Below are 25,741 nucleotides of genomic sequence, written 5' to 3' on the forward strand. Positions count from 1 at the left end.
GCTCAGTACGGCGTGCGCGGGAACGCCTTCGGCGTGCGTGAGACCCACGCGCTGCCAGCCACGAGATAGCGCAGCGGCCACTCGGCCGCGCGCGTGATGCCGATGCGCGGGGTGACGATCACCGCCGCATCGGCGATGGGGGCGCCGGCGCGCAGCGTCAGCGCCCCTGCTGCGTTCGGTGCGCCGTCGAGCCGCACGCCGTCCAGCCGACCGTCGATGCCGAGCGCTTCGGCGAGCTTGCCGGGACCGTTGGTGAGATCGCGGTCCGCGGGCACGCTGCCCGTGCGCACGGACCGACGCCGCCGCATCAGCTGCACGCCCTCTATTGGCTCGAGCGCGCGCACGAGCACCGCGCTGCCGAAGCCCTCGGGCAGCGTGACCGCGTTGAAGCACCAGTGCATGCCGTAGATGCGGTAGACGTAGGCGACGCCCGGCGCGCCGTGCAGGAACCAGGTGCGGGCGGTGCGCCCCGCCACCGCGTGACACGCCGGATCGTGCGGGCCGAGATAGGCCTCCGTCTCGACGATGCGTCCGCTGGCGACGCCGTCGGCGGTGCGACACTGGAGCACCGCGCCGAGCAGCTCGCGCGCGACGAGGCGCGGATCGCGGTCGTAGAACGCGTCGGGATAGGGCGAGCCGGGAGGCACCGCCGGAAACGCCCCGGCGCCCCCTTCCTCGATCGCGGGACGGGCCGCGACGTGGGACGGGGGCGCCGGAGCGCCGTCGGCGACGCCGTGCGGGCGGCCGGCGTTCCGGCCCCCCGCGCGACGTCCCGGGGTCATGCGCCGCGCTTCGCGGCCGTCTTGCGCGCGCCGCCGCGCTTCGCGGCCGTCCTGGCCGCGGGCGCGGGAGCCGCCGCCGCCGGAGCCGGAGCCGGCGCAGCCGTCTTGGCCGCGCCGCGCGCCGGCGCCTTGGCCGTCGTCTTCGTGGCGGTCTTGGCGGGCGTCTTGGCCGCGGTCTTGGCGCCCCCACGGCCACCACCGCGCGCCGGAGCGGCCGGCGCCGGAGCGGCAGCGGGAGCGGGTGCCGTCGGCGCTGGAGCCGGGGCCGGAGCCGGGGCCGGGGCCGGAGCCGCCGTCTTGGCCGCCGGGGCACCCTCGCCCCGGCCGCCGCGACCGCGGCCACGGCCACCACGGCCGCGCCCACCGCGCGACGGCGCGGCCTCCGCCTCACCCGCGGCCTCGTCGGCCGGGGCGGACGACGTCTCACCAGCCGCCGGGATCGCCACCGTCGCCGCTGCGGCCGGCACCGGGGGCAGCGCCTCCGTCACCGGCATCACCGGCGAGACGACGCCGACGGACAGCAGCTCCGGCGGCGGTGCGCCGCGGCCGGCCGGACCGCGCCCACGACGCGGCGGCTGGGCCGGTGCGGCGGGGGTCGCCGGGGCGGCGGGAGCCGACGGCGCAGATGGCGCCGCGGCCTGTGCCGCGGCCTGTGCCGCGGCCTGTGCCGCGGCGGCCACGGGCAGGACGAGCGGGATCTCCGCCGGCACCACCGGGGCGCTGGCGGCAGGAGCGGCAGGAGCGGCGGGAGCGGCCGCGCCGACGACGCCGATCGACAGCAGCTCCGGCGGCGGCGCGGCACGCCCACCGCGCGCGGGACCGCGACCGCCACCACCGCGCGGCCCCATGCCGCGCGGGCCGGGCGCCGCCGCCGTCGACGGCTCGGCCGCCTGTGCGGCGGCTGCCGCGCGGTTCAGCTGATCGGCCACCGAGTCGGCCTCCGCGGCGCGCGACAGCTCGTAGTCGTCGCCGCGCTTGCGCAGGTCGACGAGGTTCGCGTCGTGGGCGTCCTGCAGGATGCGCACGAACATGCGCTCGGTCAGCGACTCGCTGTCGCGGCCGAGGAGCTCGAAGGCACGCACGCGGACCTCGCGCGAGGAGACGCTGTCGCCCTCGTCGCGGGTGAGCGACTCGACGGCGCGGCGCACGAGGTCGAACGCCTCGGCGCGCGTCAGCCGCTCGCCGCTGGCGCCGATCGCGAACGCCGCGGGCTTCGCGGGGCGCGCCGGCGCGGGCTCGCGCTCCACCGGCAGCTCGAGCAGCGGCGTCTCGATCGCGCCGTCGCCGCCCTCCTCGCCCTCGTCGCGGCGCGGGCCGCGCTCGAAGTCGCGCCCACGCCCACGCCCACGCCCGCGGCCACGGCGACCACGGTCGCGATCCGCGCGCTCGGCGGCGCGATCGGCCGGCTCGGCCACCGGCGCGGCGGCCTGCGAGGCGGGCGGGCGCGTCTGGCCGATCTCGTACTGCCCGTTCTCCTGCTTGGTGAGCGTCAGCAGGCCGCGCTTCTCCGCCTCGTGCACGAAGCGCGAGAACTTCGACATGCCGAGGTCCTTCTCGTCGAAGCTCGGGTCGACGTCCTGCATGACCTGCTTGAGCCGGTCGGCGCGCATCACGTCGCCGTTCTTCACCATCCGGCCGATCGCCTCGACGACGAGCTCCCACGGGTCCCAGCGGACCGTCTCCTCCTCGCCCGTCTTCACCAGCCCCGCGAGGGCGTTGTAGCTGTAGTACTCGTCGCAGTTCTGGACGAGCAGGTCGCTGGAGCTCTCGCGGATGCCGACGCCGATGACGTACTTGCCGTACTCCTTGAGCTTGATGACGAGGCTCGAGAAGTCGGAGTCGCCCGACAGCAGGATGAAGGTGCCGATCTCGGGACGCGTGAACACCAGCTCCATCGCGTCGATCGCGAGGCGGATGTCGGTCGCGTTCTTCTTCGCGGAGCCGTACGCGGGCGCGAAGATCAGGTCGATCGACGCCTCGGTGAGCGGGACGATGTAGCCCGGGTAGCGCCGCCAGTCGGCGTACGCGCGCTGGACCGAGACCTTGCCCTTGATGATGTCCGAGGACAGCAGGTTCCGAAGCTCGGACTGCATGTCCTTCTGGATCCCCATCGTGACGTTGTCGAAGTCGATGAGGAGCGCCGCGTTGGGCGCGTGCATGTTGTAGTAGCCGCCGGGCGACGCGGAGGTGCCGGGGGGCAGGGCCTGGGGCCCGCGGTGGATCGGAGCGACCGCGCCGCGCTGCGGCGGCCGCTGGAAGCGAGAGCTCATGTACAGGCTCGCGTGCGTAACTGGGGCGGGCGCCGACGACCCGCGCGGAGAGCGGTCTCCCTCAGAGGACTCTCTCGGCGCGTGCGTCAGGCGCCCGACGTGACGGTTGGGTCGAGCGCGACCGTGCGCTCGAGCTCTCGTCGCCGCACCTTCCCGCTCCCGGTCATCGGGAACGCGTCGAAGAAGCGGACGAGGTCGGGAATCTTGTAGTCGGCCATCGTGTCGCGGGCGAAGTCCTTGAGCTCCTTGCCCGTGATGACCGCACCTTCGACCGGCACCACGCAGGCGCAGATCAGCTCACCCAGCACGTCGTGCGGGATGCCGATCACGCAGGCGTCCTCGACGCCCGGATGCGCGCGCAGCTGGTTCTCGATCTCGCGCGGATGGATCTGGTAGCCCCCGCGGAGGATCGCCTCCTTCCGGCGCCCGACGATGCGCAGGTAGCCGTCGTCGTCGAGGATGCCCAGGTCGCCCGTGAGGAAGTAGCCCTCGGGCGTGAACGACTTGGCGGTCTCCGCCGGCATGCGCGCGTAGCCGATCATGACGCCCGAGGCGCGCACGGCGATCTCGCCGACCGCCTCCGCGGGGCCGTGCAGCGCGCCGGTGAGCACGTCGACGGCCATCACCTCGACGCCCGGGAGCGGGCGGCCGACGGTGCCGAGGCGCTTGTCCTCGGGATCGGTGAAGCGGGTGATGGAGACCGTAGGGCCGGTCTCGGTGAGGCCGTACGCCAGGTGCACGTCGCACCAGCGCCGCACCCGCCGGACGAACTCCTCGCTGGCCGGGCTGCCGGCGATGATGCCGGTGCGCAGGCCACCGGCGCGGAGCTTCGCGCCGTCGAACCGCTCCTCGCGCATGAGGAGGTGGAACATCGTCGGCACGCCCTGCAGCACCGTGACGCGCTCGCGCTCCAGCAGCGCCAGCGCGGTCGGGGCGTCGAACTGCTCCTGCAACACGAGCGTCGCACCGCTCGCGATCGCGCCGACGGCCGTCGAGAAGCCGAAGATCGCGAACAGCGGCACGCCGGCGAAGATGCGGTCCTGCGGCGCGAGCTCGATCGCCTCGCCGGTGCGCACCGCGGTCTCGAGGATCCCGCGATGGCTCAGGCGCACGCCCTTCGGCTTGCCCATCGTGCCCGACGTGTAGAGGAGCGCGAGGTCGCTCCCGTCGTGCACCTCCTGGGGCGCGGGCACCGGCCGGCCGGCGCCCTTCGACACGAGATCCTCGAACTGGAAGATCCGGTCGTCGTACCACAGCTCCTCGTCCCCGACGGTGACGATGTACTGCAGGTCGGGGAGCTCGGCGAGCGCCTGCTCGAACAGCTGCAGGTAGTCGACGCCGTTGTGCCGCTCGGCCGTCACCACGCAGGAGACTTCGGCGTGGCGGAGCTGGTACTTCAGCTCGTGGTAGTTGAGCCGCGGGCTCACCGGCACCACGACGGCGCCGAGCTTCGCGCAGGCCACCAGCGCGACGACCCACTCGGGGCAGTTGGGCAGGTTGATCGCGACGCGGTCCCCCTCCGCGATCCCCAGCTCGGCGAGGGCGGCCGCGAGCGCGGTGCCCTGCGTCTCGACCTGCCCGTACGTGAGCCGCCGCGCGGCGGCGACGACGAGGGGGCGCTCCGGGTGCTCGGCGGCACGCCGGGCGAGCACCGGAGCGAGGGTCCAGGTGTCGGCCATCACTCGTCGGAGGGTCTGGGCATCAGCACGGAACGCTAATCCGGCGCAAGAGCCGGGTAAAGCGACGGACGGAAACCAATGGGGCGGAGAACGATGGAGCGGAAGACGGCGGGGCGTGAAACGATGGGGCGCCCCCTGCAAGCTCGAAGCCTCGGGCTGAAAGGGTCCGCCTCACCGTCTCACGCCTCATCGTCCTCCGTGGTTCCGTCCTCCGCCGTTCCGTCGTCCGCGGTCCTGGTCACTCTCCCATCGCTTTCAGCACGACTCGCTTGGGCCGCTGCCCGTCCCACTCGCCGTAGAACACGCGCTGCCACGGGCCGAAGTCGAGGCGGCCCGCGGTGACCGGAACGATGACCTCGTGGCCGATCGTGAGCGAGCGCAGATGCGCCGCCGCGTTGTCCTCGCCGGTGCCGCTGTTGTGGCGGTACGCCTCGGGGTCCCAGGGCGCGACGCGCGACTCCAGCCAGTCGAGGATGTCCTGCCACAGCCCGGGCTCGTGGTCGTTCACGAACACCGAGGCCGAGATGTGCATCGCGGAGACGAGGACGAAGCCCTCGTGGATGCCGGCGGCCGCGCGCGTCGCCTCGACCTCGTCGGTGATGTCGACGATCTCCTGGCGGCGGCGCGTGGTGAAGGTCAGGTAGCGCGTGTGCGTCTTCATGGCGCGTGGTCGGGGTGGCGCAGGTGGTTCTCCCACGTGGTTCCTCTGGGGCGGTTCGAGGCCCATTCTTCTCCGAAACCCCCTCTTTCCGCCACCCGTACGGTGCCCAGGCTCCGGCCCCCCGGAACGCGCTACCGGTTCCGCACCCGACTCTTCGCGATCCTCCTCCTCTTCGCGGTCTGTCCGTCCGTGCTCCTCACGCTCCTCTGGGTCGGCACGGTCACTCGGGCGCTGCCGCTGATGAGCGGAAGCGGCGCCTGGGAGCGGGCCGCGGCGACCGGCGAGCGCGCGCTCGCGCTGGCGCGCGGGCGCGGGTCGGACCCCGCCGCGGCACGTGCGTACGACGCGCACGAGCAGGAGCTGCGGCGCTCGCTCGAGCTGGCGCGCCGCTACAGCTTCGTGGCGCCGCGCGCGGGACGCGTGCTGCTGGCCACGGGGGTGATCGGCGTGGCGCTGCTGATCGTGGGAACGTCGCGGGTCGCCGGACACCTCAGCCGGCAGCTCAGCCGACCGCTGGACCAGCTGGTGCGCTGGACCGCGCTCGTGCAGGCGGGCCAGCCGCTCCCGGACGAGCCCGAGCCGCGCGGCGCGCCCGAGTTCCGCACGCTGCGGCAGCGCATGCGCACGATGTCGCGCGAGCTGGCGGAAGGCCGCGCGCGCGCCCTCGAGGCGGAGCGCGCGGAGGCGTTCCGCGAGACGGCGCGCCGCGTCGCGCACGAGCTCAAGAACCCGCTGACGCCGATCCGCTTCGCCGTCGAGCGGCTGCGCCGCGACGCGACGCCCGCGCAGGCCGAGGCGGTGGAGGTGCTGGCCGCGGAGACGGCGCGCCTGGAGGCGATGGCGCGCAGCTTCGCGCAGTTTGGCCGCCTTCCCGACGGCCCGGCCGCCGACGTCGACCTCGGCGACCTCGCGCGGTGGGCGGTCGCGACGTCGGTGCCGGAGCAGCTGGAAGGGCGCGTGGAGGTCGCCGACGACGTGCCGCTCGTGCACGGCCACTACGACGCGCTGGCGCGCGCGCTCAACAACGTGCTGCTGAACGCGGTCGAGGCGTGCGCGCCCGGCGGCCGCGTGACGGTGCGCGTGCAGCGCGCGCGCTGCCCCGCCGTGCCCGGCGACGCGGTGGAGCTGGCGGTGCACGACACCGGCGTCGGCATCGCGCCCGAGCTGCTGGCGCGCATCTGGGATCCGTACGTCACGCAGAAGGCGCACGGCACCGGACTCGGGCTCGCGATCGCGCGCCAGACGGTGCAGGCGCACGGCGGCATCGTCGACGCGGTGAGCGCCGTCGGCCGTGGCACCGAGGTGCGCTTCATCCTGCCGGTGGGCGGTGCAGGCGCGACGCCCGGCCGCCTTCCCTCCGCCGACCCGCGTCACGACGCGCCCGCGCGCGACGCCGCGGTGCCGCCGCCACTCGCCACGAGGACCATCGCCTGATGTCTCCCTTCCTGATCCCGATCACCGCGATCATCGCGGGCACGCTGATGGCGCTCTGCTTCCCGCTCGTGCGCGCGTACGCGCGCAAGCTGGAGCTCGAGGGCGCGCAGCCGCGCATCCCGCCCGAAGTCGCCGAGCGGCTGGCGCGCATGGAGCAGGCGATCGACTCCGTGGCCGTCGAGATCGAGCGCATCTCCGAGGCGCAGCGCTTCACCACGCGACTGCTGGCCGAGCGCTCGAACGCCGCGCTGCCCGCCGGCGCCGGCCTCCCCGATTCCACGCCGACACAGGGCCTGACCCATGCGCGCTGACGCGATGCAGCAGAGCGCCGGCCAGGCGCAGGAAGCGCGCATGGACGCCGAGCTGGCGCGCGTGCGCGCGGAGATGGCGCGCGCGCAGGCGGAGCAGGCACGGGCCGCGAGCGAGGCCGCGGCCGCGCAGGCGGGCGGCGAGCAGCGAGAGGTGAGCGTGCTGCGCGGCCGCGACGGCCAGACGATCGTGCAGCTTCCGAACGGACGCACCGTGATCATCGACCGGGACGGCGCCCCCGTGATGGAGGCACCGGTCGGGTTCCCGCACGAAGCGCCCGCGGGCTTTCCGGCGATGCCGATCGAGGAGCGCGGTCCGCCGGAGAACGTGATCGTGCTGATCGCGGTGGTGCTCTGCTTCGTCGCGATGACGATCGTCGGCCTGCCGATCGCGCGCGCCTTCGCGAGGCGCATGGATCGCAGGGCGGTCGGCGCCGGCACCACCGACGTCGACGCCCGGCTGCAGCGCATCGAGCAGGCCGTGGAGGCGGTCGCCGTGGAGGTGGAGCGGGTCTCGGAGGCGCAGCGCTTCTCGGCGCGCCTGCTGGCCGAGCGCGCCGAGCCGCAGCCCAGCTATGGTGCGGGGCCCACGCGCCGGCCGTGACGTACTTCCCTTCCTGGAGCCCCTCCATGTCCGATGAAGCGCCGCTGGCCATGGTGGTCATCGCGATCCCCGGCGGCATCTCGCGCAGGCGCGAGGTGACGCATGCACACTGAGCACGCGACGATGAACGCGACGACCACGCTGCAGCCGCCACCGCCCGCGCCACCGACCGCGCCAGGCGTTCCCGGCGCGCCCGCGCCGACCACCGTGCAGGCGCCCAGCGAGGCCGCGGTGCGCGTGACCGAGGAGCTGGATCGCGCGCGCCAGGCGGTCGCGGAGATCGCACCGGCGCAGGAGGGCGCGCGCCCCGAGATGGGCGTGACGACCACGCCGGACGGCCGCATCCGCATCGTCGCGCGCGACGGGCAGGTGACGGTGCTCGACCGCAACCTGTTCCGCCCCGACCAGATCGAGGAGCTGGTGCAGACCGCGCTCGAGCCGCCGCCGCCGCCCGAGATCCCCGACCGCGGCCCGCCCGAGGGCGTGATCGCGCTGATGGGGATCCTGGCGTTCTTCGTCACGCTGATGGTGATCGGCTTCCCGCTGGCGCGCGCGCTCTCGCGGCGCATGGACCGCAAGACGCAGGGCGGCGGCGTGCCCGCCGACGTGGGGCTGCGCCTGGAGCGCATCGAGCAGGCGGTGGAGGCGGTGGCCGTGGAGGTCGAGCGCGTGTCGGAGGCGCAGCGCTTCTCGGCGCGGCTGCTGAGCGAGCGCCTGCCCGAGGTGTTGCCGCGCCTGGACGCGGCCGCGGAGTCGATGCAGCGCCGCCGGATCGAAGGCTGACGCGACCTTGCCGTCCGTCCTGATCGTCGACGACGAGGCGAACATCCGCCGCATGGTCGGCGCGCTGCTCGCCACCGAGGGCTACGACGTGCGCGACGCCGCCGACGGCAACGCCGGCGTGGCGAGCGCGCTGGCGCACGAGCCGGACGTCGCGCTGCTGGACCTGATGATGCCGGGCCTCGACGGGCTGGGCGCGCTGGAGCGGCTGCGCGAGGCGTATCCCGACCTGCCCGTGGTGATGATGAGCGGGCGCGCCGGGCTCGCCGACGCGGTGCGCGCGACGAAGCTCGGCGCGTTCACCTTCCTCGAGAAGCCGCTGACGCCCGAAGGCGTGCTGCTCGCGCTCGCGTCCGCGCTGGAGCTGCGCCAAGCGCGCCGCGCCGCGCGCGCGCTGCGCGAGGACCTGGGCCTCGGCGGCGAGATGGTGGGTGCCAGCCCCGCGATGCTGAAGGTGCGCGAGCTGATCGCGCGCGTCGGCCCGAGCGACGCGCGCGTGCTGATCACGGGCGAGAGCGGCACTGGCAAGGAACTCGCGGCGGCGGCGATCCACGTCGCGAGCGCGCGGCGCGAGCGCCCGTTCATCCGCGTCAACTGCGCGGCGATCCCGCGCGACCTGGTGGAGAGCGAGATGTTCGGCCACGAGCGCGGCGCGTTCACCGGCGCGACCGAGCGTCGCATCGGCCGCTTCGAGCTCGCGCACACGGGCACGCTCTTCATGGACGAGGTGGGGGACCTCGGCGCCGAGGCGCAGGCCAAGCTGCTGCGCGCCATCGAGGCGAAGGAGATCGAGCGCGTGGGCGGCGGGAAGCCGATCCGCGTGGACGTGCGCATCGTCGCGGCGACCAACAAGGACCTCGCGCGCGCGGTGACCGACGGCGCGTTCCGCGAGGACCTGCTCTTCCGCCTGAACGTCATCCCGATCCACCTGCCGCCGCTGCGCGAGCGCCCCGACGACGTGCCGCTACTGGTGCGGCACTTCTCCGCGCTCTACCGCGCGCGCACGGGACGTCCCGCGCCCGCCTGGACCGACGAGGCGCTCGCGCTGCTGGTGCGGCATCGCTGGCCCGGCAACGTGCGCGAGCTGGCGAACATCGTCGAGCGGCTCGCGATCCTGCACGCCGGCGAGCCGGTGACGGAGTCGCACGTGCGGCAGGTGCTCGCCGTGGACCGCGGGACGCCGAGCGACGGCGTGCCGGTGACGCTGCCCGATCCATCGGACCTGGGCGCGTCGCTGAACGACGCGCTGGACGGCTACGAGCGCACCCTGATCGTGCGCGCGCTGGCGGTGGCGCAGGGCAACGTCGCCGAGGCCGCGCGCCGCCTGCAGACGGACCGGCCGAACCTGTATCGCCGGATGAAGCGGCTGGGGATCCAGTGAGCGCGCCCGTGCACGCGCTCGTGCACGCGCTCGTGCACGCGCTCGTGCACGCGCCGGATGGCGGCGGCCGCCGTCGCGATCCGACACGGGCCGTCGTCCCACCCGGGTGACGCCGCCGCGCGGGAAGCTCGGCGGCAGACGTGCGAAGGCGTTATCGTTTCGGCACTTCCGCACGTCAGTCCGCCTCACCGTCCCGGGAACGCGACGTGCCCCGTCGCACGGGCGCACCATTCCCGCGGAGCTTCTCATGCTCGCTCGACTCACGTTCCGCGTCGCAGCCGCCGCGCTGCTCGGCCTCGCGATGCCCGCCGCCGCCGGTGCGCAGCCCACGCGCCGCGACACCAGCAACGCGCCCACGCTGCCACGCGAGGTCGCGCGCGACGCGGCCGCGCGCTTCAACGCGCCCGCCACCACGCGCGTGTTCGGCGCGTACGACGTGCCAGCCGGCCGTACCGTCGCGGGCGACGTCGCGGTGCTCGACGGCCCGGTGACCGTCGGCGGACACATCACCGGGCGGCTGACGGTGATCAACGCGGACCTCACGCTGCGTCCCGGCGCGCGCGTCGATGGGGACGTGTTCGTCGTCGGCGGCGTGGTGGACGGCCGGCTCGACGCCGACCTGCGCGGCGACTACCAGAGCTTCCGCCAGCCGCTCCAGTACACGCGCACCGACGACCGCCTGACGCCCGTGCTCTCCGAGGACGAGCAGGGCACGTGGTGGCGCTGGCGCCGCACGACGGTCGGGCCGCGCCGCCGCACGACGACGGGGCTCACGCTCTCGTCGGGGCGCACGTACAACCGCGTCGAGGGGCTGCCGATCCACTTCGGGCCGTCGCTGGAGCACGACTTCGGCAGCGGCGGCGTGCTGATCGAGGCGCTCGGCATCTTCCGCACGGCGGAGCAGTTCTCGTGGGACAGCGCGAACGTCGGCCATCTCGTGCGCGCCGAGCTGCGACTGGGGCAGGGGCTGGAGCTGCGCGCGGGCGGGCGGCTGTTCGACCAGGTGGCACCGGTGGAGGACTGGCAGCTCGGGCCCGCGGAGACCGGGCTCGCCGCGTTCTTCCTGCGCCGTGACTTCCGCGACTACTTCGGGCGACACGGCGGCGCGGCGTACGTGTCCGCGTTCGCGGGGCCGGATGCGAGCGTGACGGTCTCGCTGTCGGACGAGCGCTGGGTGTCGCGCGGCGCGCGCGACGTGTTCACGCTGTTCCGCAACAACGCGACGTGGCGCCCGAACCCCGCCGCGGACGAGGGGCGCGTGCACGTGCTGACCACCGCGCTCCGGATCGACACGCGCAACGACGTCGACCGGCCGTGGGCCGGGTGGTACGTCGCGGCCGACTACGAGCGCGGGCGCGGCGAGTTCACGTCGCTCGCGGCGACGTCGGCGTCGCTGCTGCCGCCCGCCCTCAACGTGCCGATCGGCGAGCTGGGACGCCGCGACCTGACGCCGGGACGGCGCGAGTACGGCCGCGGCTTCGTGGACGTGCGGCGCTACAACCGCCTGACGCCCGACGCGCAGCTCAACTTCCGCGTCGCGCTGGGCGGCTGGCTGCACGGCGACCCGCTGCCGATGCAGCGACGGCTGTCGCTCACCGGGCCGGGCGCGCTGCCGGGCTTCGACTTCCGCCAGCCCGCGCTCATCGGCTCCGCGCGCAGCGACGTGGGCCAGTGCTCGCTCGGCGCCGAGCCGCCGGGGTCGCCCGCCCAGTGCGAGCGCATGGCGCTGCTGCAGGCGGAGTATCGCGGCGACATCCGCGTGAAGCTGTTCGGCGACGACGACGAGGGCCGCGTGCGGCGCCGCGCGTGGCGCACCGAGGCGAGCTGGGTCGTGTTCGCCGACGCGGGGCGCGGCTGGCTGGTGGGCCCGCGCGACGCGGGCGAGGTGGTGTATCCGCGCGGCCGCGTGCCCGCCGTCGGCAGCTTCCTCACGGACCTGGGCGCGGGGCTCGACTTCGGGCACAACCGCACGAACGACCTGGGGAGCTTCGGGATCTACGTCGCGAAGGCCGTGTCGCGGCCCAGCCCCGGCGCGAACGTGTTCGTGCGGATCCGCCGCCGCTTCTGACCGCGACGACGCCGCACGCCGTGACGCGCCGCGCTCCGCGCTCCCGCCCCGCCGCCCTGCTGGCCGTCGCGCTGCTCGCCATGCTGCTGGCGACGGCCGACGCGCAGGCGCAGCGCGGCGTGGAGATCCGGCTGCCCACGCGCGCCGCGCTGGCGAGCGAGGGCCCGCTGGTCCGCGTGGTGGGCGTGCTGGACGAGCGCGACCTGCGCGACCTGCTGGACCACGGCTTCCCGATCCGCCTGCACTATCGCGCCGAGCTGTGGACGGTCGCGGGATGGTTCAACGACCTGCGCGGCTCGTGGGAGTGGGACGTCGTGATCCGGCAGAACGCGATGGCGCGCAGCTACGAGGTCGCGCGCCTCGTGGGCGACGAGGTGACGCCGCTGGGCGAGTTCTCGCAGCTCGCGGCCGCGGTGCAGGCGGCGGAGCGTCCGTACCGCGTGCCGCTGCTGCCGCCGCGCGGCCGGCGCTCGTACTGGAACATGGTCGTCGACGTCGAGACGCTCTCGATGAGCGACCTGGACGAGGTGGAGCGCTGGCTGCGCGGCGAGCTGCGGCCGGCGGTGCGCGGGCGGCGCAATCCGGGCACCGCGGTGGGCCGCGGGCTCAAGACGCTCGCCACGCGCCTGCTGGGCGGCGAGACGCGGCACTACGAGGTCCGCTCCGAGACCTTCCGGCCGTAGATGCAGCGACGCCGCGTCGTCCCTAGGACGACGCGGCGTGGTGACCGTGCGAGGAGCCGTGCGAGGAGCCGTGCGCGCCGTGCGTGCCGTGATGCCCGTGCGCGGCGTGGTGGCCGTGCGGCGTGTGATGGCCGCGGCGCTCCAGCACCTCGAGCTGATGCAGCATCTGCTCGCCGTAGAAGGTGCGGATGTAGCGCGCCTGCGCGGGCGTGAGGCGGCGCACCGCCCACGACAGGTGGACGAAGTGCGGCTCCACCGGCGCGGTCATCGGGTGCATCCCGATCTCGTTCGGGAAGTGGTTCGCCTTGCGCAGGTTGCAGCTGCTGCAGGCGGTGACCACGTTGGTCCACTCGTTGGTCCCGCCGCGCGACATCGGGATCAGGTGGTCGCGCGTCAGCGCCTCGCGCCCCTTCAGTTCCGCCTGCGTGCGCCCGCAGTACTGGCAGCGGTAGCGGTCGCGCGCGAAGAGGAAGGTGTTGGTCACCTGCCGGCGGAAGCGGCGCGGCACGTGGATGAAGCGCGTCAGGCGGATCACCGCCGGGCGCGGCATCGTCATGCGCGCGGAGTGGACGAATCGCGCACCGTCGCTCTCGACGATCTCCGCCTTCCCGTCGATGACGAGGCGGAGCGCCCGCTTCACGGGCACCATCGTGAGGGGCTCGAAGCTCGCGTTCAGGGCCAGACAGCCGACGATCACGCACACCTCCGTCGTGCGTCGAGAGCGGCGTACCAGGTCACCGGTCGTACATGGGCGGGCGGTGCCCCCGGAAGGGCGCCGCTGCCGCACCGAACAGTATAGCACCCGACGTTCCACAAAGTGCCAGCGGCGCCGACCCGCACGGGATCGACGCCGCTGTGTAGACCCTCAGCCGACCGCTTCCGCCACCGGGACGGGGGTCAGCCACCCGTAGGGGTCGGCCACCCGCCCGGTCACGATGCCCATGTAGCGGTCCTGGATCGCCTTCGTGATCGGGCCGGGCTTCCCCTCCCCGACGTCGATGCGGTCCACCGAGCGGATGGGCGTCAGCTCCGCCGCGGTCCCCGTGAAGAACAGCTCGTCCGCGACGTAGAGCATCTCGCGCGGCAGCCGCTCCTCGCGCACCTCGTAGCCGAGGTCCCGCGCGATCCGGATGACCGAGTCGCGCGTGATCCCGTTGAGGATGGCCGAGTCGAGCCCGCTCGTGTAGATGATGCCGTCGCGGATGACGAACAGGTTCTCGCCGCTCCCCTCGGCCACGTAGCCGAAGCTGTCGAGCGTGATGCCCTCGACGTAGCCGTCGGTGCGCGCCTCCATCTTGGCGAGCTGCGAGTTCAGGTAGTTGCCGCCCGCCTTGGCCATCGTCGGGAACGTCCCGGGCGCCGCGCGGCGCCAGCTGGAGACGCAGACGTCGACGCCCTTCTCCAGCGCGTCGGCGCCCAGGTAGGTGCCCCACTTCCAGGCGACGATGAAGGTCTCGATCGGGACGCCGAACGGGAGCACGCCCATCTGCTCGCCCGCGCGCACGACGACCGGGCGCAGGTAGCAGTGCCGCAGCTCGTTGGCGGCGACCAGGTCGACCGTCGCCTGCACCAGCTGGTCGACCGTCCAGGGCAGCTCGATCCGGTAGATCTTGCAGGAGTCCACCAGGCGGCGCATGTGCTCGCGCAGGCGGAAGACGGCCGGCCCCGACGGCGTCTCGTAGCAGCGGATCCCCTCGAACACGCTGGAGCCGTAGTGCACGACGTGGCTCATGACGTGGAGGGTCGCCTGCTCCCAGGGGATCAGGTGGCCGTCGCGCCAGATCAGGGCGGTGCGGCCGGACGAGCGGTCCGACATGCGGCAGATGCCTCGGGTGGAAGTCGGACGAAAGATAGGTGCGCCGGGCCGACTATGCAGAGCCCGGCCGCGGCGCCCGGGCGTCCAGGTCCCACGCCCGCAGCCGGTCCGCGGTCGCCCCGACGCGGGCCGCGATGGCCGCCGCGTCGGGATGGAGCAGCGCGCCGCCGCGCAGGAGCGTGCGCCCCGCGACGGTCACGTGGTCGGCGGGCAGTCCGGCGAGCGCGAACACGAGCGCCGCGGGCAGGTCGCCCGCCCCCACCGCCCGCGGGTGCGCGTCCAGCCGCCACGCCGCGAGGTCGGCGGCCTTCCCCACCTCCAGCGACCCGATCTCGTGGGCCAAACCCAGCGCCCGCGCCCCGCCGATGGTCGCCAGCCGCAGCGCCTCCTCGGCCGACAGCGCGTCGGCGCGGGCGAGCGTGGCGCGCTGCTGCAGCGCGGCGTGGCGCGCCTCGTCCAGCAGGTCGAGGCGGTTGTTGCTCGCCACGGAGTCCGTGCCCAGCCCCACGCGCACGCCGGCGTTTAGCAGCGCGCGCAGCGGCGCGACGCCGTGGCCGAGCTTCGCGTTCGATGCGGGACAGTGCGCGACCGGGCAGTCGTAGTGCGCGACCAGCGCGACGTCGCTGTCGTCGAAGCGCACGCCGTGGATCAGCAGCGGGCGCGCGGTGGCCGCGATCCCCAGCTCGGCCAGCAGGTGCACGGGCGAGTGCGCGCGCCGCCGCACGGTGATGCCGCGCGCGCGCAGGAAGTCCGCGAAGGGCCCATGGCCCTCGCGCAGGAAGTCGATCTCCGCGGCGCTCTCGCTGACGTGCATCGCGATCGGCAGCGACTCGCCGAGCGCCCACGCGCAGGCGTCGAGCAGCAGGTCCTCGTGCACGGAGTAGACGGCGTGCGGCGAGACGCCGACGTGCACGAGCGGCGTCGCACGCGCCCGCAGCGCGGCGACGCGCGCGCGCAGCCCGGCCATGGACGCCTCGCGCTGCGACGCGTCGGGGCCGAACACCTCCTGATAGACGATGCCGCGCGCGCCGCACTCGACCAGCGCCTCGAGCGGCGCGCCGCTGGCGGAGGTGTCGGCGAAGGTCGTGACGCCCGCGCTCAGTCCCTCCAGCACGCCCAGGCGCGACGCGTCCACCAGCGCCGCGTCGTCCAGCACCTCGGCGCGCGCGCGCGTGAGCGTGCGGATCCAGGCGAAGAAGTCCGCGTGCTCCAGCAGCCCGCGCATCGCGGTCAGCTCGAGGTGCGTGTGCGCGTTCACGAGCCCGGGCAGCAGCACCGCGTCGCCGAGGTCCTCCACGTCGTCGCACGCGGGCGCGCCGGCGCGCGGGCCGACGTAGGCGAGGCGCCCCGCGTCGTCGATCGCGACCGCGCCGTGTTCGATCGGCGCGCTGGTGACGGGAAGGAGCCAGCGCGCGGCGAGCAGCCTCACGCGCCTAGCTCCGCCGGCCGTGCACGAGCGGCTCGTACAGATCCTCGTCGCGCACGCCCAGCTCGCGCGCGGTCGCCAGCGGCCACGCGAGATCCGCGACCTGCTCGAACGTGTGGCCGTCGGAGCCGAGCGAGAGGCGCACGCCCGCGTCCACCGCGCGTCGCACGAAGCGGATGTGCGGGCGGTAGCGGTTGCTGACCTCGAACGCGATGCCGGCGGCGGCCAGCGCGCGCACCGCACGCTCCTCGCGCGCCTCGGTCCACAGCTCCTGCAGGGGGCGCGTGCGCAGCGCGAGCGGGAGGAGCGTCGGATGCGCGAGGATCTCGACGGGCATCTCGCGCGCGAAGCGCTCCAGGTTCTCGACGTGCGCGTCCATGTACGCGTCGGCGTCGAGGCCCTCGGGCCAGCCGCGCTGGAACATGTGCAGCCGGTTGCCCGACGGCAGCCACACCGCGTGCAGCGAGCCGACCGTGTGCGTGAAGCGCGCCCACTGGTCGCGCGGCAGCGTGCGCCAGAGCGAGTCGTGCCAGCAGAACTCGCCCGAGATGCCCAGCTCCGGCACGTCGCGGCGCAGCTTCTCCAGCACGTCGAGGTAATTGGCGACGCCGGCGACCGTGCCCACCGCCGCGCCGACGTCGCACGACAGGTGGTCGGCGACGCTGGGGCGCGCGCCGCGCTCGCGCGCCACCTCGACGACGGCCTTCGGCGTCAGCACGCCGTCGGAGAAGGTCGTGTGCGCGTGGCAGTCGCGGGGCCGCCAGACGGGCGGCGTCGCGCTCATCGCCGCGGCGGGACGCTGGGACGCACGGGACGCGCGTCGGGCAGCGGCTCGGTCGCGGGCGGGAGGCGGCTCGCGGTGTCCGTCGGCACGCGGCGGCGCGTGCCCGGCGGACGCGCCGCGGGCGGACGCAGGCGGATGCTGTCGCCCGCGGCGCTGTCGGTGGCCGGCGGCGTGCCGGGCGGCAGCGGGGCGGGCGTGCCGGGATACGGCACCGTCGGCCGCACGGGCGTGCCGGGCGTCGGCTGCGGCGTCAGCGTATCGGTGCCCGTCCCGAGCGTGTCGGGGCCGAGGCCCGTCTCGTCGCCGTACATCTCGCCGGGGACGCACGTCTCCACCGGCTCCAGGCCGGCGATGAAGATGTCGGTGATCGACGGCGCGCCCGTGCACTCCGGGAGGAACAGCTTGTTCGTGCCCGCGACGACCTGGCGCTCGACGATCCCCGACGGCATCGGCCAGTCGGGCGGCGTGGGCTTGCGGCGATAGACCTCGGTCATGAACGCCGTCCACGCCGGCGCGGCCAGCTCGCCGCCCTGCGCGTTGCCCTTGATCTTCTGCGGCCGGTCGAGGCCCATCCACACGCCGGCGACGAGGTCCGACGTGTAGCCGACGTACCAGACGTCGGCGCCGTCGTTGGTCGTGCCGGTCTTGCCGGCGGACGGCACGCGGAAGCCCGCGCCCCACACGGCGTTGTACGCGGTGCCGCGCTGGTTCACGTCGCGCATCATGCTCACCATGACGTACGCCTCCTCGGGCGACATCACGGGGATGCGCTCCTGCGTCGGCTCCCACAGCACGTCGCCGCGCTGGTTCTCGACGCGCACGATCGCGTTCGGCGTGCTGCGCGTGCCGAGCGTGGCGAACGCCGAGTACGCGGCCACCATCTCGATCGGGTAGACGTCGGCGGAGCCGAGGTAGATCGCGGGATACGGCGGGATGGGCGTCGTGAGCCCGAACTTCCGTGCCTGCGCGATCACCGTCTGCGGGCCGAGCTCCATGCCGACGTTGACGGCCGCGAGGTTGCGCGACATGTAGAGCGCGCGACGCATCGGGATGGGGCCCTCGAACTTCCCGTCGAAGTTCCCCGGCGTCCACGACGAGCCGTCGGCCTGCGGCACGGTGACCGGCTCGTCGGGGACGATGGACGCGGGCATGCGCCCGTTCTGCACCGCGGCCGAGTAGACGATCGGCTTGAACGTCGAGCCGGGCTGGCGGAGCGCCTGCGTCGCGCGGTTGAACTTGGAGTCGTCGAAGTCGCGGCCGCCCACCAGCGCGCGCACCCCGCCGGTGCGCGGGTCGAGCGCGATGAACGCGCCCTGCAGGTACGGCGAGTTGGCGCTGGCGCGCGCCTGCTCGGCGTCGTCCTGGTCGCGCGCCTCGTACTGCTCGAAGCTGGGATGCCTGTACGGGCCGTAGCGCCCCGCCTCGATCGCGCGCAGCTGCGCCTCCAGCGCGCGCTCGGCCGCCGACTGCATCTCGACGTCGAGGGTCGTGTAGACCTTGAGGCCGTCCTCGTAGAGCTGGCGGCCGAACTTCTCCTCCAGCTGGCGGCGCACCCACTCGACGAAGTAGGGCGCGGTCTCGCCGCTCTCGGAGCGGGTCGCGAGCTGCAGCGGGTAGGCACGCGCGAGCGACGCGTCGGCCTCGTTGATGCGGCCCTCGCGGCGCAGCAGCTCGATGATCGTGTTGCGGCGCTGGACCGCGCGCTCGGGGAAGCGGCGCGGGTCGTAGATGGACGGCCCCTTGGGCAGCGCGGCCAGCGTCGCCGCCTCGGCGAGGCTCAGCTCGCGCACGCTCTTGCCGAAGTAGCGCTGCGCCGCGGTCTCCACCCCGTACGCGCCGGCGCCGAGGTAGATCTGGTTCAGGTACAGCTCGAGGATCTTGTCCTTCGGGTAGCGGCGCTCGATGTCGCGGGCGACGCGCGCCTCGCGCAGCTTGCGGACGAGCGTCTTCTCGCGGCTGATGTCCTCGGAGAAGACGTTGCGCGCGAGCTGCATCGTGATGGTCGAGAAGCCCTCGCGCCACCGGCGCGCGCGCACGTTGCGCAGCGTCGCGCCGGGGATGCGCAGCCAGTCGATGCCCGCGTGGTCGTAGAAGCGCTTGTCCTCGGTGACGAGGAAGGCGTCCTTCACGACGGGCGGGATCTCCTTCAGCGTCACCAGGGTGCGGCGCTCGTTCCCGATCTCGGCCACGAAGCGGCCGTCGGCGGCGTAGAGCTTGGACGTCTGGCGGGGCGAGTAGCCCTCGAGCCCCGCGACCGACGGGCAGGCGCCGCCGCGGCAGACGAGCGCCCAGGCGGCGTAGAGGCCACCGGCGGCGAGCGCCGCGAAGAAGACCGTCGCCAGCAGGACGGCGCGGACGGCGTTGGGGTGCCGGCGCCAGAACGGGCCGCCGTCCCGCCCCGAGGGGCGGGCGGCGCGACCGGAGGGAGTGGGCGCGGCCGCGGCTGGGGGCGTTCCGGGCGTCGGTGCGGTCATGGGCTGCGGTGAAGGTAACGGCCGGAGCGTGGGGGGCGCGACTGACGCGCCCGACGCGACTGACAGCCCTCCGCGGGCCGGCTAACTTGGCGGGCATGTCCGAGACCTCCGACACCACCGCCGCGGTCCCCCTGCTCGACGAGCTCGCGTGGCGCGGGCTCCTGTACCAGGCCACCGAGGGCGCGGCCGCGCACCTCGCGGAGGGCCAGGTGCGTGCCTACTGCGGCTTCGATCCGACGGGCGCGAGCCTGCACGTGGGCCACCTCCTCCCGATCATGGGGCTGGTGCGCCTGCAGCGGGCCGGCCACCGCCCGGTCGCGCTGGTGGGCGGCGGCACGGGGATGATCGGGGATCCGAGCGGCAAGACGGCCGAGCGGCAGCTGAACACGCGCGAGGTCGTCGAGGCCAACGCGGCGGCGCTGCGCGAGCAGCTGGCGCGCTTCCTCGACTTCGAGGGCCCGGCCGCGGCGACGATGGCGAACAACCTCGACTGGCTCGCGCCGCTGGACGTGCTGACCTTCCTGCGCGACGTCGGGAAGCACTTCTCGGTGAACGTGATGCTGAACCGCGAGAGCGTGAAGTCGCGGCTCGAGACCGGGATCTCGTACACCGAGTTCTCGTACGTGCTCCTCCAGGCCTACGACTTCGTGGAGCTGCGGCGCCGCCACGGCGTGACGGTGCAGATCGGCGGCAGCGACCAGTGGGGGAACATGACCGCGGGGACGGACCTGATCCGCCGCATGGACGGCGGGCAGGCGCACGCGATCACCTTCCCGCTCCTGATGACGTCCGCGGGGACGAAGTTCGGGAAGACGGAGGCGGGCGCGGTGTGGCTCGATCCGGCGCGGACGTCGCCGTACCAGTTCTACCAGTTCTGGCTGCACACGGACGATGCGGACGTGGGGAAGCTGCTGCGCTACTTCACCTTCCTGTCGCGCGCGGAGATCGAGGCGCTGGACGCGGCGACGGCCGCGCGCCCGCACCTGCGCGAGGCGCAGCAGGCGCTGGCCGAGGACGTGACGACGCGGGTGCACGGCGCCGACGCGGCGCGCGTGGCGCGCGAGGTGTCGCGGCTGCTGTTCCAGAAGGGCGATCCGCGGCAGCTGTCGGCGGAGGCGCTGTCCGCGCTGGCGGCCGAGATGCCGTTCGCCGAGGTCGCGGCGCCCGGCGAGGGGCTGGGCGCGGTGGACGTCGCGGAGCTGTTCGTCCAGGCGGGGCTGGTGAAGAGCAAGGGCGAGGCGCGCCGGCTGCTGGAGCAGGGCGGGCTCACCGTCAGCGGCCGCAAGCTGTCGACGGCCGAGCGCACGCTGGCGGGCGAGGACCTGCTGGCGGGCGGGCACCTGCTGCTGCGGAAGGGCGCGCGGGACTATGCGCTGGTGCGGGTGCAGGGCTGAGAAAGGCGAACTGCATGCAAGGATGAAAATCTGAGAAGGTCCGAAAACGACGGATGGCTCCGCGGCAGTGCGACGATCCACGCACCGACACGGAGCCATCCGTCGTTGTCAGATCTTGTCCGATCCTATCCTTGCAAATGCAGTTCGTCTCTCACTTCCACTCCGCGCCAAGGCGCGCGAGGATCGCCGCGAAGGTCGTGATCCCATCGCGCAGGTTCCTCAGCCGCAGGTGCTCGTTCGGCGCGTGCTGCGCGTCGTCGTGGTTGGCGATGGGCACCACGAGCACCGGCGTCTTCAGCACCTCGGCGAAGTCCGCGATCGGGAGGCTGCCGCCCAGGATCGGCACCTCGATGGGCGGCTGGCCGTGCGCGTCACCGACGGTGCGGACGATCGCGCGCGCCGCGGGCAGGTCGAGCGGACTGCGCACCGCGGCGTAGCCCGACTCGCGCCAGTCGACGCGCACCACGCGCGGATGCGCGCGGCGCGTCGCTGCGTCCGGCGCGTCGTGCACCACGTGCCAGCCCTCCGCCTTCAGGAACGCCTCGACCTTCTCGCGGATGCGCGCGGGCGTCTGGTCGGGCACCAGCCGGAAGTCGACCGACGCCGTCGCCTCGGGCTGGATCGTGTTCGAGCCGGCCGCGCCGACGCCGCCGCTGCGGATGCCGCGCAGGTTCATCGCGGGGCGCATGATCGCCTCGGCCAGCGGATCCTTCCCCTCCGTGCGGCCGAGCGCCAGCTCCGCGCGCAACCCCGAGTCCGGGCTCGGCGCCGCGCCGATCGCGCGGCGGTCCGCGTCGGTCACCGGGCGGACGTCGTCCAGGAAGTCGGGGATCAGGATGCGCCCGTCCTCGTCGCGCATGCGCGCGATCAGGTGCGCCAGCGAGACGATCGGATTCGGCGCCCAGTTGCCGTAGTGGCCCGAGTGCAGCGCGCGCAGCGGGCCGTACGTCGTCAGCTCCATCCCCATCGTGCCGCGCACGCCGTAGACGATCTGCATGCGGCGCGTCTGGTGCACGGGGCCGTCGGCGAACAGCAGCACGTCGGCCGTCAGCAGGTCGCGGTGCCTCTCGAGCAGCGCGCGCAGGTGCGGGTCGCCCGCCTCCTCCTCGCCGTCGAAGTAGAACCGGACGTTGATGCCGGGGCGCGCGCCGGACGCCTTCAGCGCGTCGAGCGCCGCCAGCGTGGCGATGATCGGCGCCTTGTCGTCGCCGGCGCCGCGCGCGAAGAGGCGCCACTCGTCGCCGGCGACACCGGGCTTCTCCGGCAGCGGCACGATCTGGCCGCCCGCCTGGATGCTGTTCGTCCGCAGCGTCGGCGTGAACGGCGGCGTCGCCCACTCGGCCGGGTTCACGGGCTGGCCGTCGTAGTGCGCGTAGAGCAGCACCGTCCGCGTGGCGCCGGGGCTCCGCAGCTCGCCGTAGACCGCGGGCGGGCCGCCGGCGGGGCTCTCCAGCAGGCGCAGCGCGACGCCGCGCTTGGCGAACGCGTCGACGATCCAGCGCGCGTTGCGGCGGATGGTGGCCGAGTCGCTGGCGATGTTGGGGATCGCCAGGAACTCGGCGAACTCGCGCAGGACCGCGGGCTCGTTGGCGCGCGTCCACGTCTCGACCTTCTGGGCGAGGGCGCGCGTCGCGTTCTGCGCGCCCGCCGCCGCAGGTGTGACGGTGATCGGGAGCGCGGCGGCCAGCAGCGCCGCGAGGGTGCGCCGGCCGACCGCGCGCGCGGTCACGGGGCCTTCGTCGCCGGCGTCGCCGGCGCGGCCGGCTGCTGCACGACGGGCGCGCCGGGCGTCACGGGCGCCGCGCCGGTGCCGGGCGCGGGCGCCGGCGTCGACGACGGAGCGGCGGGGATCATCGTCGTGTCCGTGTTCTGGCCGGCGCGCGGACCGGGCTGCGCGTCGGGGCCGGCGCCGTTGCTGGAGCCGCCCGCCGAGTCGCGGCGGCCGTCGTTGCGGCCGGTGCAGGCGGAGACGGTGGCGACGGCGATGACGCTCGCCAGCAGCGCGGCGGTGCGCGCGCGACGGAAGGTGACGCTCATGGGGAGTCCTCGGACGGGAACGATCGGGGAGGGTCGGCCGGTCAACCGACGGCGGCTCAGCCGCCCAGCGCGTCGAGCGCGCGGGCGATCTCGCCGGCCGTATTGTAACCGTGCGGCGAGAGCCGGACCGCCCCCTCGCGCAGGGAGTGGGTGACGCCCGCCTCGCGAAGCCTGGCCGTGGCGGCCGCCGGGTCGCGCGGCGCGACGCTGACGATGCCGGCCCGGCGCGCGGGGTCGGCCGGGGTGACCAGCCGCACGTCGTCGCGATCGACCGCCCATTCGACGATGCGGTCCGCGAGCCCGCGCACGTGCGCCGCGACGTTGGCGGGCCCCAGCTCGTGGAAGAGCGAGAGGCTCGCCACGTAGCCCGCGACGTCCTGATAGGGGATGGTCGCGACCTCGAAGCGGCGGGCGTCGTCGCGCAGCGTGAAGTCGTAGTCGACCAGCCGCGAGAAGTCGTCGCTCCCCTTCACCGCCAGCCACCCGACGCTGCTCGGCGCCAGCGCCCGGACCAGCTCGCGGCGCACGTACAGGAAGCCCGAGCCCCACGGCGACAGCAGCCACTTCTGCGCGCCGCACGCCAGCAGGTCGATCGGCGTCTCGCGCACGTCGAGCGTGCACGGGCCGAGCCCCTGGATCGCGTCGACGAAGAACCAGACGCCGCGCTCGCGGCACAGCCGGCCGAGGCGCGCGAGGTCGACGCGGTAGCCGCTCGCGAACTGCACCCAGCTCACCGTCAGCGCGCGCACGTCGGGTCGGTCGAGCGCGCGGACCAGCGCGTCCTCGTCCGGCAGCCCGTCGACGCACGGCACGAGCTCCAGCCGCACGCCCTTCTCCGCGAGCGCCATCCACGGGTAGACGTTCGCCGGGAACTCGCGGTCGAAGGTCAGCACCACGTCGCCGGCGGAGAGTGGCAGCGCGCGCGCGGCCAGGTTCACGCCGTACGACGTGTTGGTCATCAGCGCGATCTCCGCCGCCTCCGCGCCGATGAGCCGCGCCGTCAGCTCGCGCGCGCGGCCGAGCGTGGCGAACAGCTCCGGATCGCGCAGGCGGAACGGCTCCGCGCGGCGGCGCGTCCACTCGTCGATCGCGGCGACCGCGCGCGCGGGCAGCGGGCCGGTGGACGCGTTGTTGAGGTAGATCGCGTCGCCGCGCGCGGCCCACGGGAACTCCGCGGCCCGCAGCGCGTCGACGTCATAGGCCAGAGCAGGCGCGGTCAGAGAGGTCGTCATCGGCGTCCGGCGATCGGCGTGCCGGTATCGGTGGGCATCTCGGTGCGGCGCACGGCGCGCGGGTCGAGCGCGTCGCGCAGCGCGTCGCCGACGAGGTTGAAGCCCAGCACCGCCGCACCGATCGCGAGCCCCGGGAAGAGCGACGTCCACGGCGCGCGTCGCAGCTGCGCGAGGTCGCGGCCGTCGGCGATCATCGCGCCCCAGCTCGGCGTCGGCGGCTGCACGCCCAGTCCGAGGAACGACAGCGCGGCTTCGGCCATGATCGCACCCGCCACACCGAGCGTCGCCGCGATCACCACGGGCGCGATGACGTTGGGCAGCACGTGCCGCACGAGGATGCGCGCGTCGCCCGCGCCGAGCGCACGCTCGGCCTGCACGTACTCCATGTGGCGCACGACGAGCACCTGGCCCCGAACGAGCCGCGCCATCCCCGCCCAGCCGACGACGCCGATGGTGACGAACACCGTCGTCAACGACGGCTCGAACGCCGCCGCCATCGCGATCAGCAGCAGCAGCGTCGGGAAGGCGAGCGTGACGTCGGCGAGGCGCATCACGAGATCGTCGACCCGGCGGCCGTAGTAGCCCGCGACGAGCCCCAGCGCGACGCCCAGCACCAGTGAGATCGCCTGCGAGAGCACGCCGACGGCGAGCGACACGCGCGCGCCGTGCACGAGGCGCGACCAGACGTCGCGGCCCTGCACGTCGGTGCCCATCCAGTGCGCGCCCGACGGCGCGCGCAGCGCGCGCGAGAGGTCGATCGCGGTGGGATCGTGGCGCGCGAGCAGCGGCGCGAGCGCGGCCGCCAGCACGAGGACCACCACCACCGCGAGCCCGATGCGCGCGCGCCCGTCGCGGCGCAGCAGCGGCCACACGCGTCCCGGTGCGCGGCTCACGGCTCGCGCAGGTGCGGGGGCGTGTCCGCCGGCTGGTGCTTCCACCGGCGGTGCTGCCAGAAGTACTGCTCGGGATAGCGGCGCACCCACTCCTCCAGCATGCGCGTGTACGTCGCGACGATCGTGTCCACGTCGCGCTCGCGGTCGCCGGTGTCGACGACGGGCACGCGCTCGAACGCGAGGCGGAAGCGCCCGTTCGGCAGCCGCACCGCGACGGCGAAGAGGATCGGCACGCGCAGCCGCAGCGCGAACACCGCGGGACCGCGCGGCGTCTTGGCGGGCCGCCCGAAGAACGGCACGTACGTCGACGCGAGGCCGAGCGCGCCCTGGTCCGAGACCATCGCGACGACACGGTTCTCGCGCAGCGAGCGCGGCGTGCGGCGCACCGCGTGCCCGTCCCACACGACGTCCATCCCCAGCCGCTCGCGCGTGCTGGTGAGGAAGCGGTCGAACAGCGGGTTGCCCTGCTGCCGCGCCACGCCGTCGATCGGGACGCCGCGCGCGGCGACGTACGAGCCGCCCAGCTCCCAGTTGCCGAGGTGCCCGGTGACGACGATCGCGCCGCGTCCCTCCGCGCGCGCCGCCTCCAGCAGCTCCCAGCCGTCGACCTGCTCGAACAGCTCGAGCACGCCCTGCTTCCCGAGGCCCGGCATGATCGCCGCCTCGACCGTCGTGCGGCCGAGCGACTCGTAGCTGGCGCGCGCGATCTCGCGCACGCGCGCGGGCGTCAGCTCGGGGAACGCGGCCGCGACCTGCCGCTCGACGACGCCGCGGCGGATGCCGGCGGGCGCGTAGCCCATGCGGCCCAGCCACGCGCCGACGGCCGTCGCCTGTCGCCACGGCAGCGTCGCCAGCCCGCCGATGGCCCCGCGCAGCGCCGCGTACTCCAGCCGGTGCGAGAGCGTCGGCCGGCGCTCGGCGCGCGGCGCGTCCTGGACCGCCGCGGGCGGCGCCGGGGCGACGGGTTCGGACACGGAGGGGAGAGGCGTGGCGGAGACGGAGAGCACCGGATGCGACGGACGACGAGCGCGGCGA

Annotated in this window: 22 protein-coding genes; 8 read left to right on the forward strand and 14 right to left on the reverse strand. The window is 74.4% G+C overall.

Features of this window, described 5'->3' with window-relative positions; all coding sequences use genetic code 11:
• Nucleotides 1-2: 2 nt before the first annotated feature.
• The 4 genes from rosag_RS24885 to rosag_RS24900 form a co-directional block, all read right to left on the reverse strand.
• On the reverse strand, nucleotides 3-647 hold the full coding sequence (locus rosag_RS24885) for a DNA-3-methyladenine glycosylase (protein ID WP_284352901.1): 645 nt from the start codon (nucleotides 645-647) through the stop codon (nucleotides 3-5).
• Between the two features lie 131 nt (nucleotides 648-778).
• Nucleotides 779-3,052 (reverse strand): NYN domain-containing protein, encoded by a 2,274-nt coding sequence (locus rosag_RS24890; RefSeq protein WP_284352902.1) that lies wholly within the window; start codon nucleotides 3,050-3,052, stop codon nucleotides 779-781.
• An 86-nt stretch (nucleotides 3,053-3,138) separates the two neighbouring features.
• Nucleotides 3,139-4,731 carry a class I adenylate-forming enzyme family protein gene (locus rosag_RS24895; RefSeq protein ID WP_284352903.1) on the reverse strand — a complete coding sequence of 531 codons (1,593 nt, stop codon included), beginning with the start codon at nucleotides 4,729-4,731 and terminating at the stop codon, nucleotides 3,139-3,141.
• Nucleotides 4,732-4,969: 238 nt separating this feature from the next.
• Nucleotides 4,970-5,392 (reverse strand): secondary thiamine-phosphate synthase enzyme YjbQ, encoded by a 423-nt coding sequence (locus rosag_RS24900; protein ID WP_284352904.1) that lies wholly within the window; start codon nucleotides 5,390-5,392, stop codon nucleotides 4,970-4,972.
• A gap of 189 nt (nucleotides 5,393-5,581) precedes the next feature.
• Here rosag_RS24900 and rosag_RS24905 point away from each other — a divergent pair, with 189 nt between their 5' ends.
• The 7 genes from rosag_RS24905 to rosag_RS24935 all read left to right on the forward strand — a co-directional run bounded on the left by rosag_RS24905 (nucleotide 5,582) and on the right by rosag_RS24935 (nucleotide 12,650).
• The gene (locus rosag_RS24905; RefSeq protein WP_284352905.1) at nucleotides 5,582-6,826 is read left to right on the forward strand and encodes a sensor histidine kinase; all 1,245 of its coding nucleotides are present in this window, start codon (nucleotides 5,582-5,584) and stop codon (nucleotides 6,824-6,826) included.
• Nucleotides 6,826-7,137, forward strand: a complete 312-nt coding sequence (locus tag rosag_RS24910) for a hypothetical protein (RefSeq protein ID WP_284352906.1) — start codon at nucleotides 6,826-6,828, stop codon at nucleotides 7,135-7,137. The genes rosag_RS24905 and rosag_RS24910 overlap by 1 nt, the downstream gene beginning before the upstream one ends.
• Nucleotides 7,127-7,738, forward strand: a complete 612-nt coding sequence (locus tag rosag_RS24915) for a hypothetical protein (RefSeq protein WP_284352907.1) — start codon at nucleotides 7,127-7,129, stop codon at nucleotides 7,736-7,738. The genes rosag_RS24910 and rosag_RS24915 overlap by 11 nt, the downstream gene beginning before the upstream one ends.
• A 102-nt stretch (nucleotides 7,739-7,840) precedes the next feature.
• Nucleotides 7,841-8,521 (forward strand): hypothetical protein, encoded by a 681-nt coding sequence (locus tag rosag_RS24920; RefSeq protein WP_284352908.1) that lies wholly within the window; start codon nucleotides 7,841-7,843, stop codon nucleotides 8,519-8,521.
• A gap of 7 nt (nucleotides 8,522-8,528) precedes the next feature.
• The gene (locus rosag_RS24925) at nucleotides 8,529-9,899 is read left to right on the forward strand and encodes a sigma-54-dependent transcriptional regulator (protein WP_284352909.1); all 1,371 of its coding nucleotides are present in this window, start codon (nucleotides 8,529-8,531) and stop codon (nucleotides 9,897-9,899) included.
• Between the two features lie 247 nt (nucleotides 9,900-10,146).
• Nucleotides 10,147-11,967, forward strand: a complete 1,821-nt coding sequence (locus rosag_RS24930; protein ID WP_284352910.1) for a BamA/TamA family outer membrane protein — start codon at nucleotides 10,147-10,149, stop codon at nucleotides 11,965-11,967.
• Between the two features lie 20 nt (nucleotides 11,968-11,987).
• Nucleotides 11,988-12,650 (forward strand): hypothetical protein, encoded by a 663-nt coding sequence (locus tag rosag_RS24935; RefSeq protein ID WP_284352911.1) that lies wholly within the window; start codon nucleotides 11,988-11,990, stop codon nucleotides 12,648-12,650.
• 22 nt (nucleotides 12,651-12,672) lie between these two features.
• On the opposite strand, the gene rosag_RS24940 is transcribed toward rosag_RS24935, so the two are convergent.
• The 5 genes from rosag_RS24940 to rosag_RS24960 form a co-directional block, all read right to left on the reverse strand.
• Nucleotides 12,673-13,347 (reverse strand): HNH endonuclease, encoded by a 675-nt coding sequence (locus tag rosag_RS24940; RefSeq protein WP_284352912.1) that lies wholly within the window; start codon nucleotides 13,345-13,347, stop codon nucleotides 12,673-12,675.
• Between the two features lie 168 nt (nucleotides 13,348-13,515).
• On the reverse strand, nucleotides 13,516-14,466 hold the full coding sequence (locus tag rosag_RS24945; RefSeq protein WP_284352913.1) for a branched-chain amino acid transaminase: 951 nt from the start codon (nucleotides 14,464-14,466) through the stop codon (nucleotides 13,516-13,518).
• 52 nt (nucleotides 14,467-14,518) lie between these two features.
• Nucleotides 14,519-15,895 (reverse strand): amidohydrolase family protein, encoded by a 1,377-nt coding sequence (locus tag rosag_RS24950; RefSeq protein WP_284352914.1) that lies wholly within the window; start codon nucleotides 15,893-15,895, stop codon nucleotides 14,519-14,521.
• A 4-nt stretch (nucleotides 15,896-15,899) separates the two neighbouring features.
• On the reverse strand, nucleotides 15,900-16,676 hold the full coding sequence (locus rosag_RS24955; RefSeq protein ID WP_284352915.1) for a hypothetical protein: 777 nt from the start codon (nucleotides 16,674-16,676) through the stop codon (nucleotides 15,900-15,902).
• On the reverse strand, nucleotides 16,673-19,150 hold the full coding sequence (locus tag rosag_RS24960; RefSeq protein ID WP_284352916.1) for a penicillin-binding protein 1A: 2,478 nt from the start codon (nucleotides 19,148-19,150) through the stop codon (nucleotides 16,673-16,675). Before rosag_RS24960 ends, rosag_RS24955 begins: the two co-directional genes overlap by 4 nt.
• Nucleotides 19,151-19,245: 95 nt before the next feature.
• On the opposite strand from rosag_RS24960, the gene tyrS reads away from it, so the two are divergent.
• Nucleotides 19,246-20,544, forward strand: coding sequence for a tyrosine--tRNA ligase (gene tyrS, locus rosag_RS24965; protein ID WP_284352917.1), 1,299 nt, complete (start codon nucleotides 19,246-19,248; stop codon nucleotides 20,542-20,544).
• Between the two features lie 151 nt (nucleotides 20,545-20,695).
• On the opposite strand, the gene rosag_RS24970 is transcribed toward tyrS, so the two are convergent.
• The 5 genes from rosag_RS24970 to rosag_RS24990 are packed head-to-tail and all read right to left on the reverse strand — an operon-like array spanning nucleotide 20,696 to nucleotide 25,680.
• Nucleotides 20,696-22,273, reverse strand: coding sequence for a M20/M25/M40 family metallo-hydrolase (locus rosag_RS24970; protein WP_284352918.1), 1,578 nt, complete (start codon nucleotides 22,271-22,273; stop codon nucleotides 20,696-20,698).
• Nucleotides 22,270-22,581, reverse strand: a complete 312-nt coding sequence (locus tag rosag_RS24975) for a hypothetical protein (protein ID WP_284352919.1) — start codon at nucleotides 22,579-22,581, stop codon at nucleotides 22,270-22,272. Before rosag_RS24975 ends, rosag_RS24970 begins: the two co-directional genes overlap by 4 nt.
• A gap of 56 nt (nucleotides 22,582-22,637) precedes the next feature.
• A complete protein-coding gene (locus rosag_RS24980; RefSeq protein ID WP_284352920.1) occupies nucleotides 22,638-23,813 on the reverse strand; it encodes an aminotransferase class V-fold PLP-dependent enzyme in 1,176 nt (391 codons plus the stop codon).
• A complete protein-coding gene (locus rosag_RS24985) occupies nucleotides 23,810-24,706 on the reverse strand; it encodes an ABC transporter permease (protein ID WP_284352921.1) in 897 nt (298 codons plus the stop codon). Before rosag_RS24985 ends, rosag_RS24980 begins: the two co-directional genes overlap by 4 nt.
• Nucleotides 24,703-25,680, reverse strand: a complete 978-nt coding sequence (locus rosag_RS24990) for a lysophospholipid acyltransferase family protein (protein ID WP_284352922.1) — start codon at nucleotides 25,678-25,680, stop codon at nucleotides 24,703-24,705. Before rosag_RS24990 ends, rosag_RS24985 begins: the two co-directional genes overlap by 4 nt.
• Nucleotides 25,681-25,741 lie beyond the last annotated feature (61 nt).

Origin of the sequence: Roseisolibacter agri (assembly GCF_030159095.1) — a bacterium.
In the GTDB taxonomy this organism is placed as follows: domain Bacteria; phylum Gemmatimonadota; class Gemmatimonadetes; order Gemmatimonadales; family Gemmatimonadaceae; genus Roseisolibacter; species Roseisolibacter agri.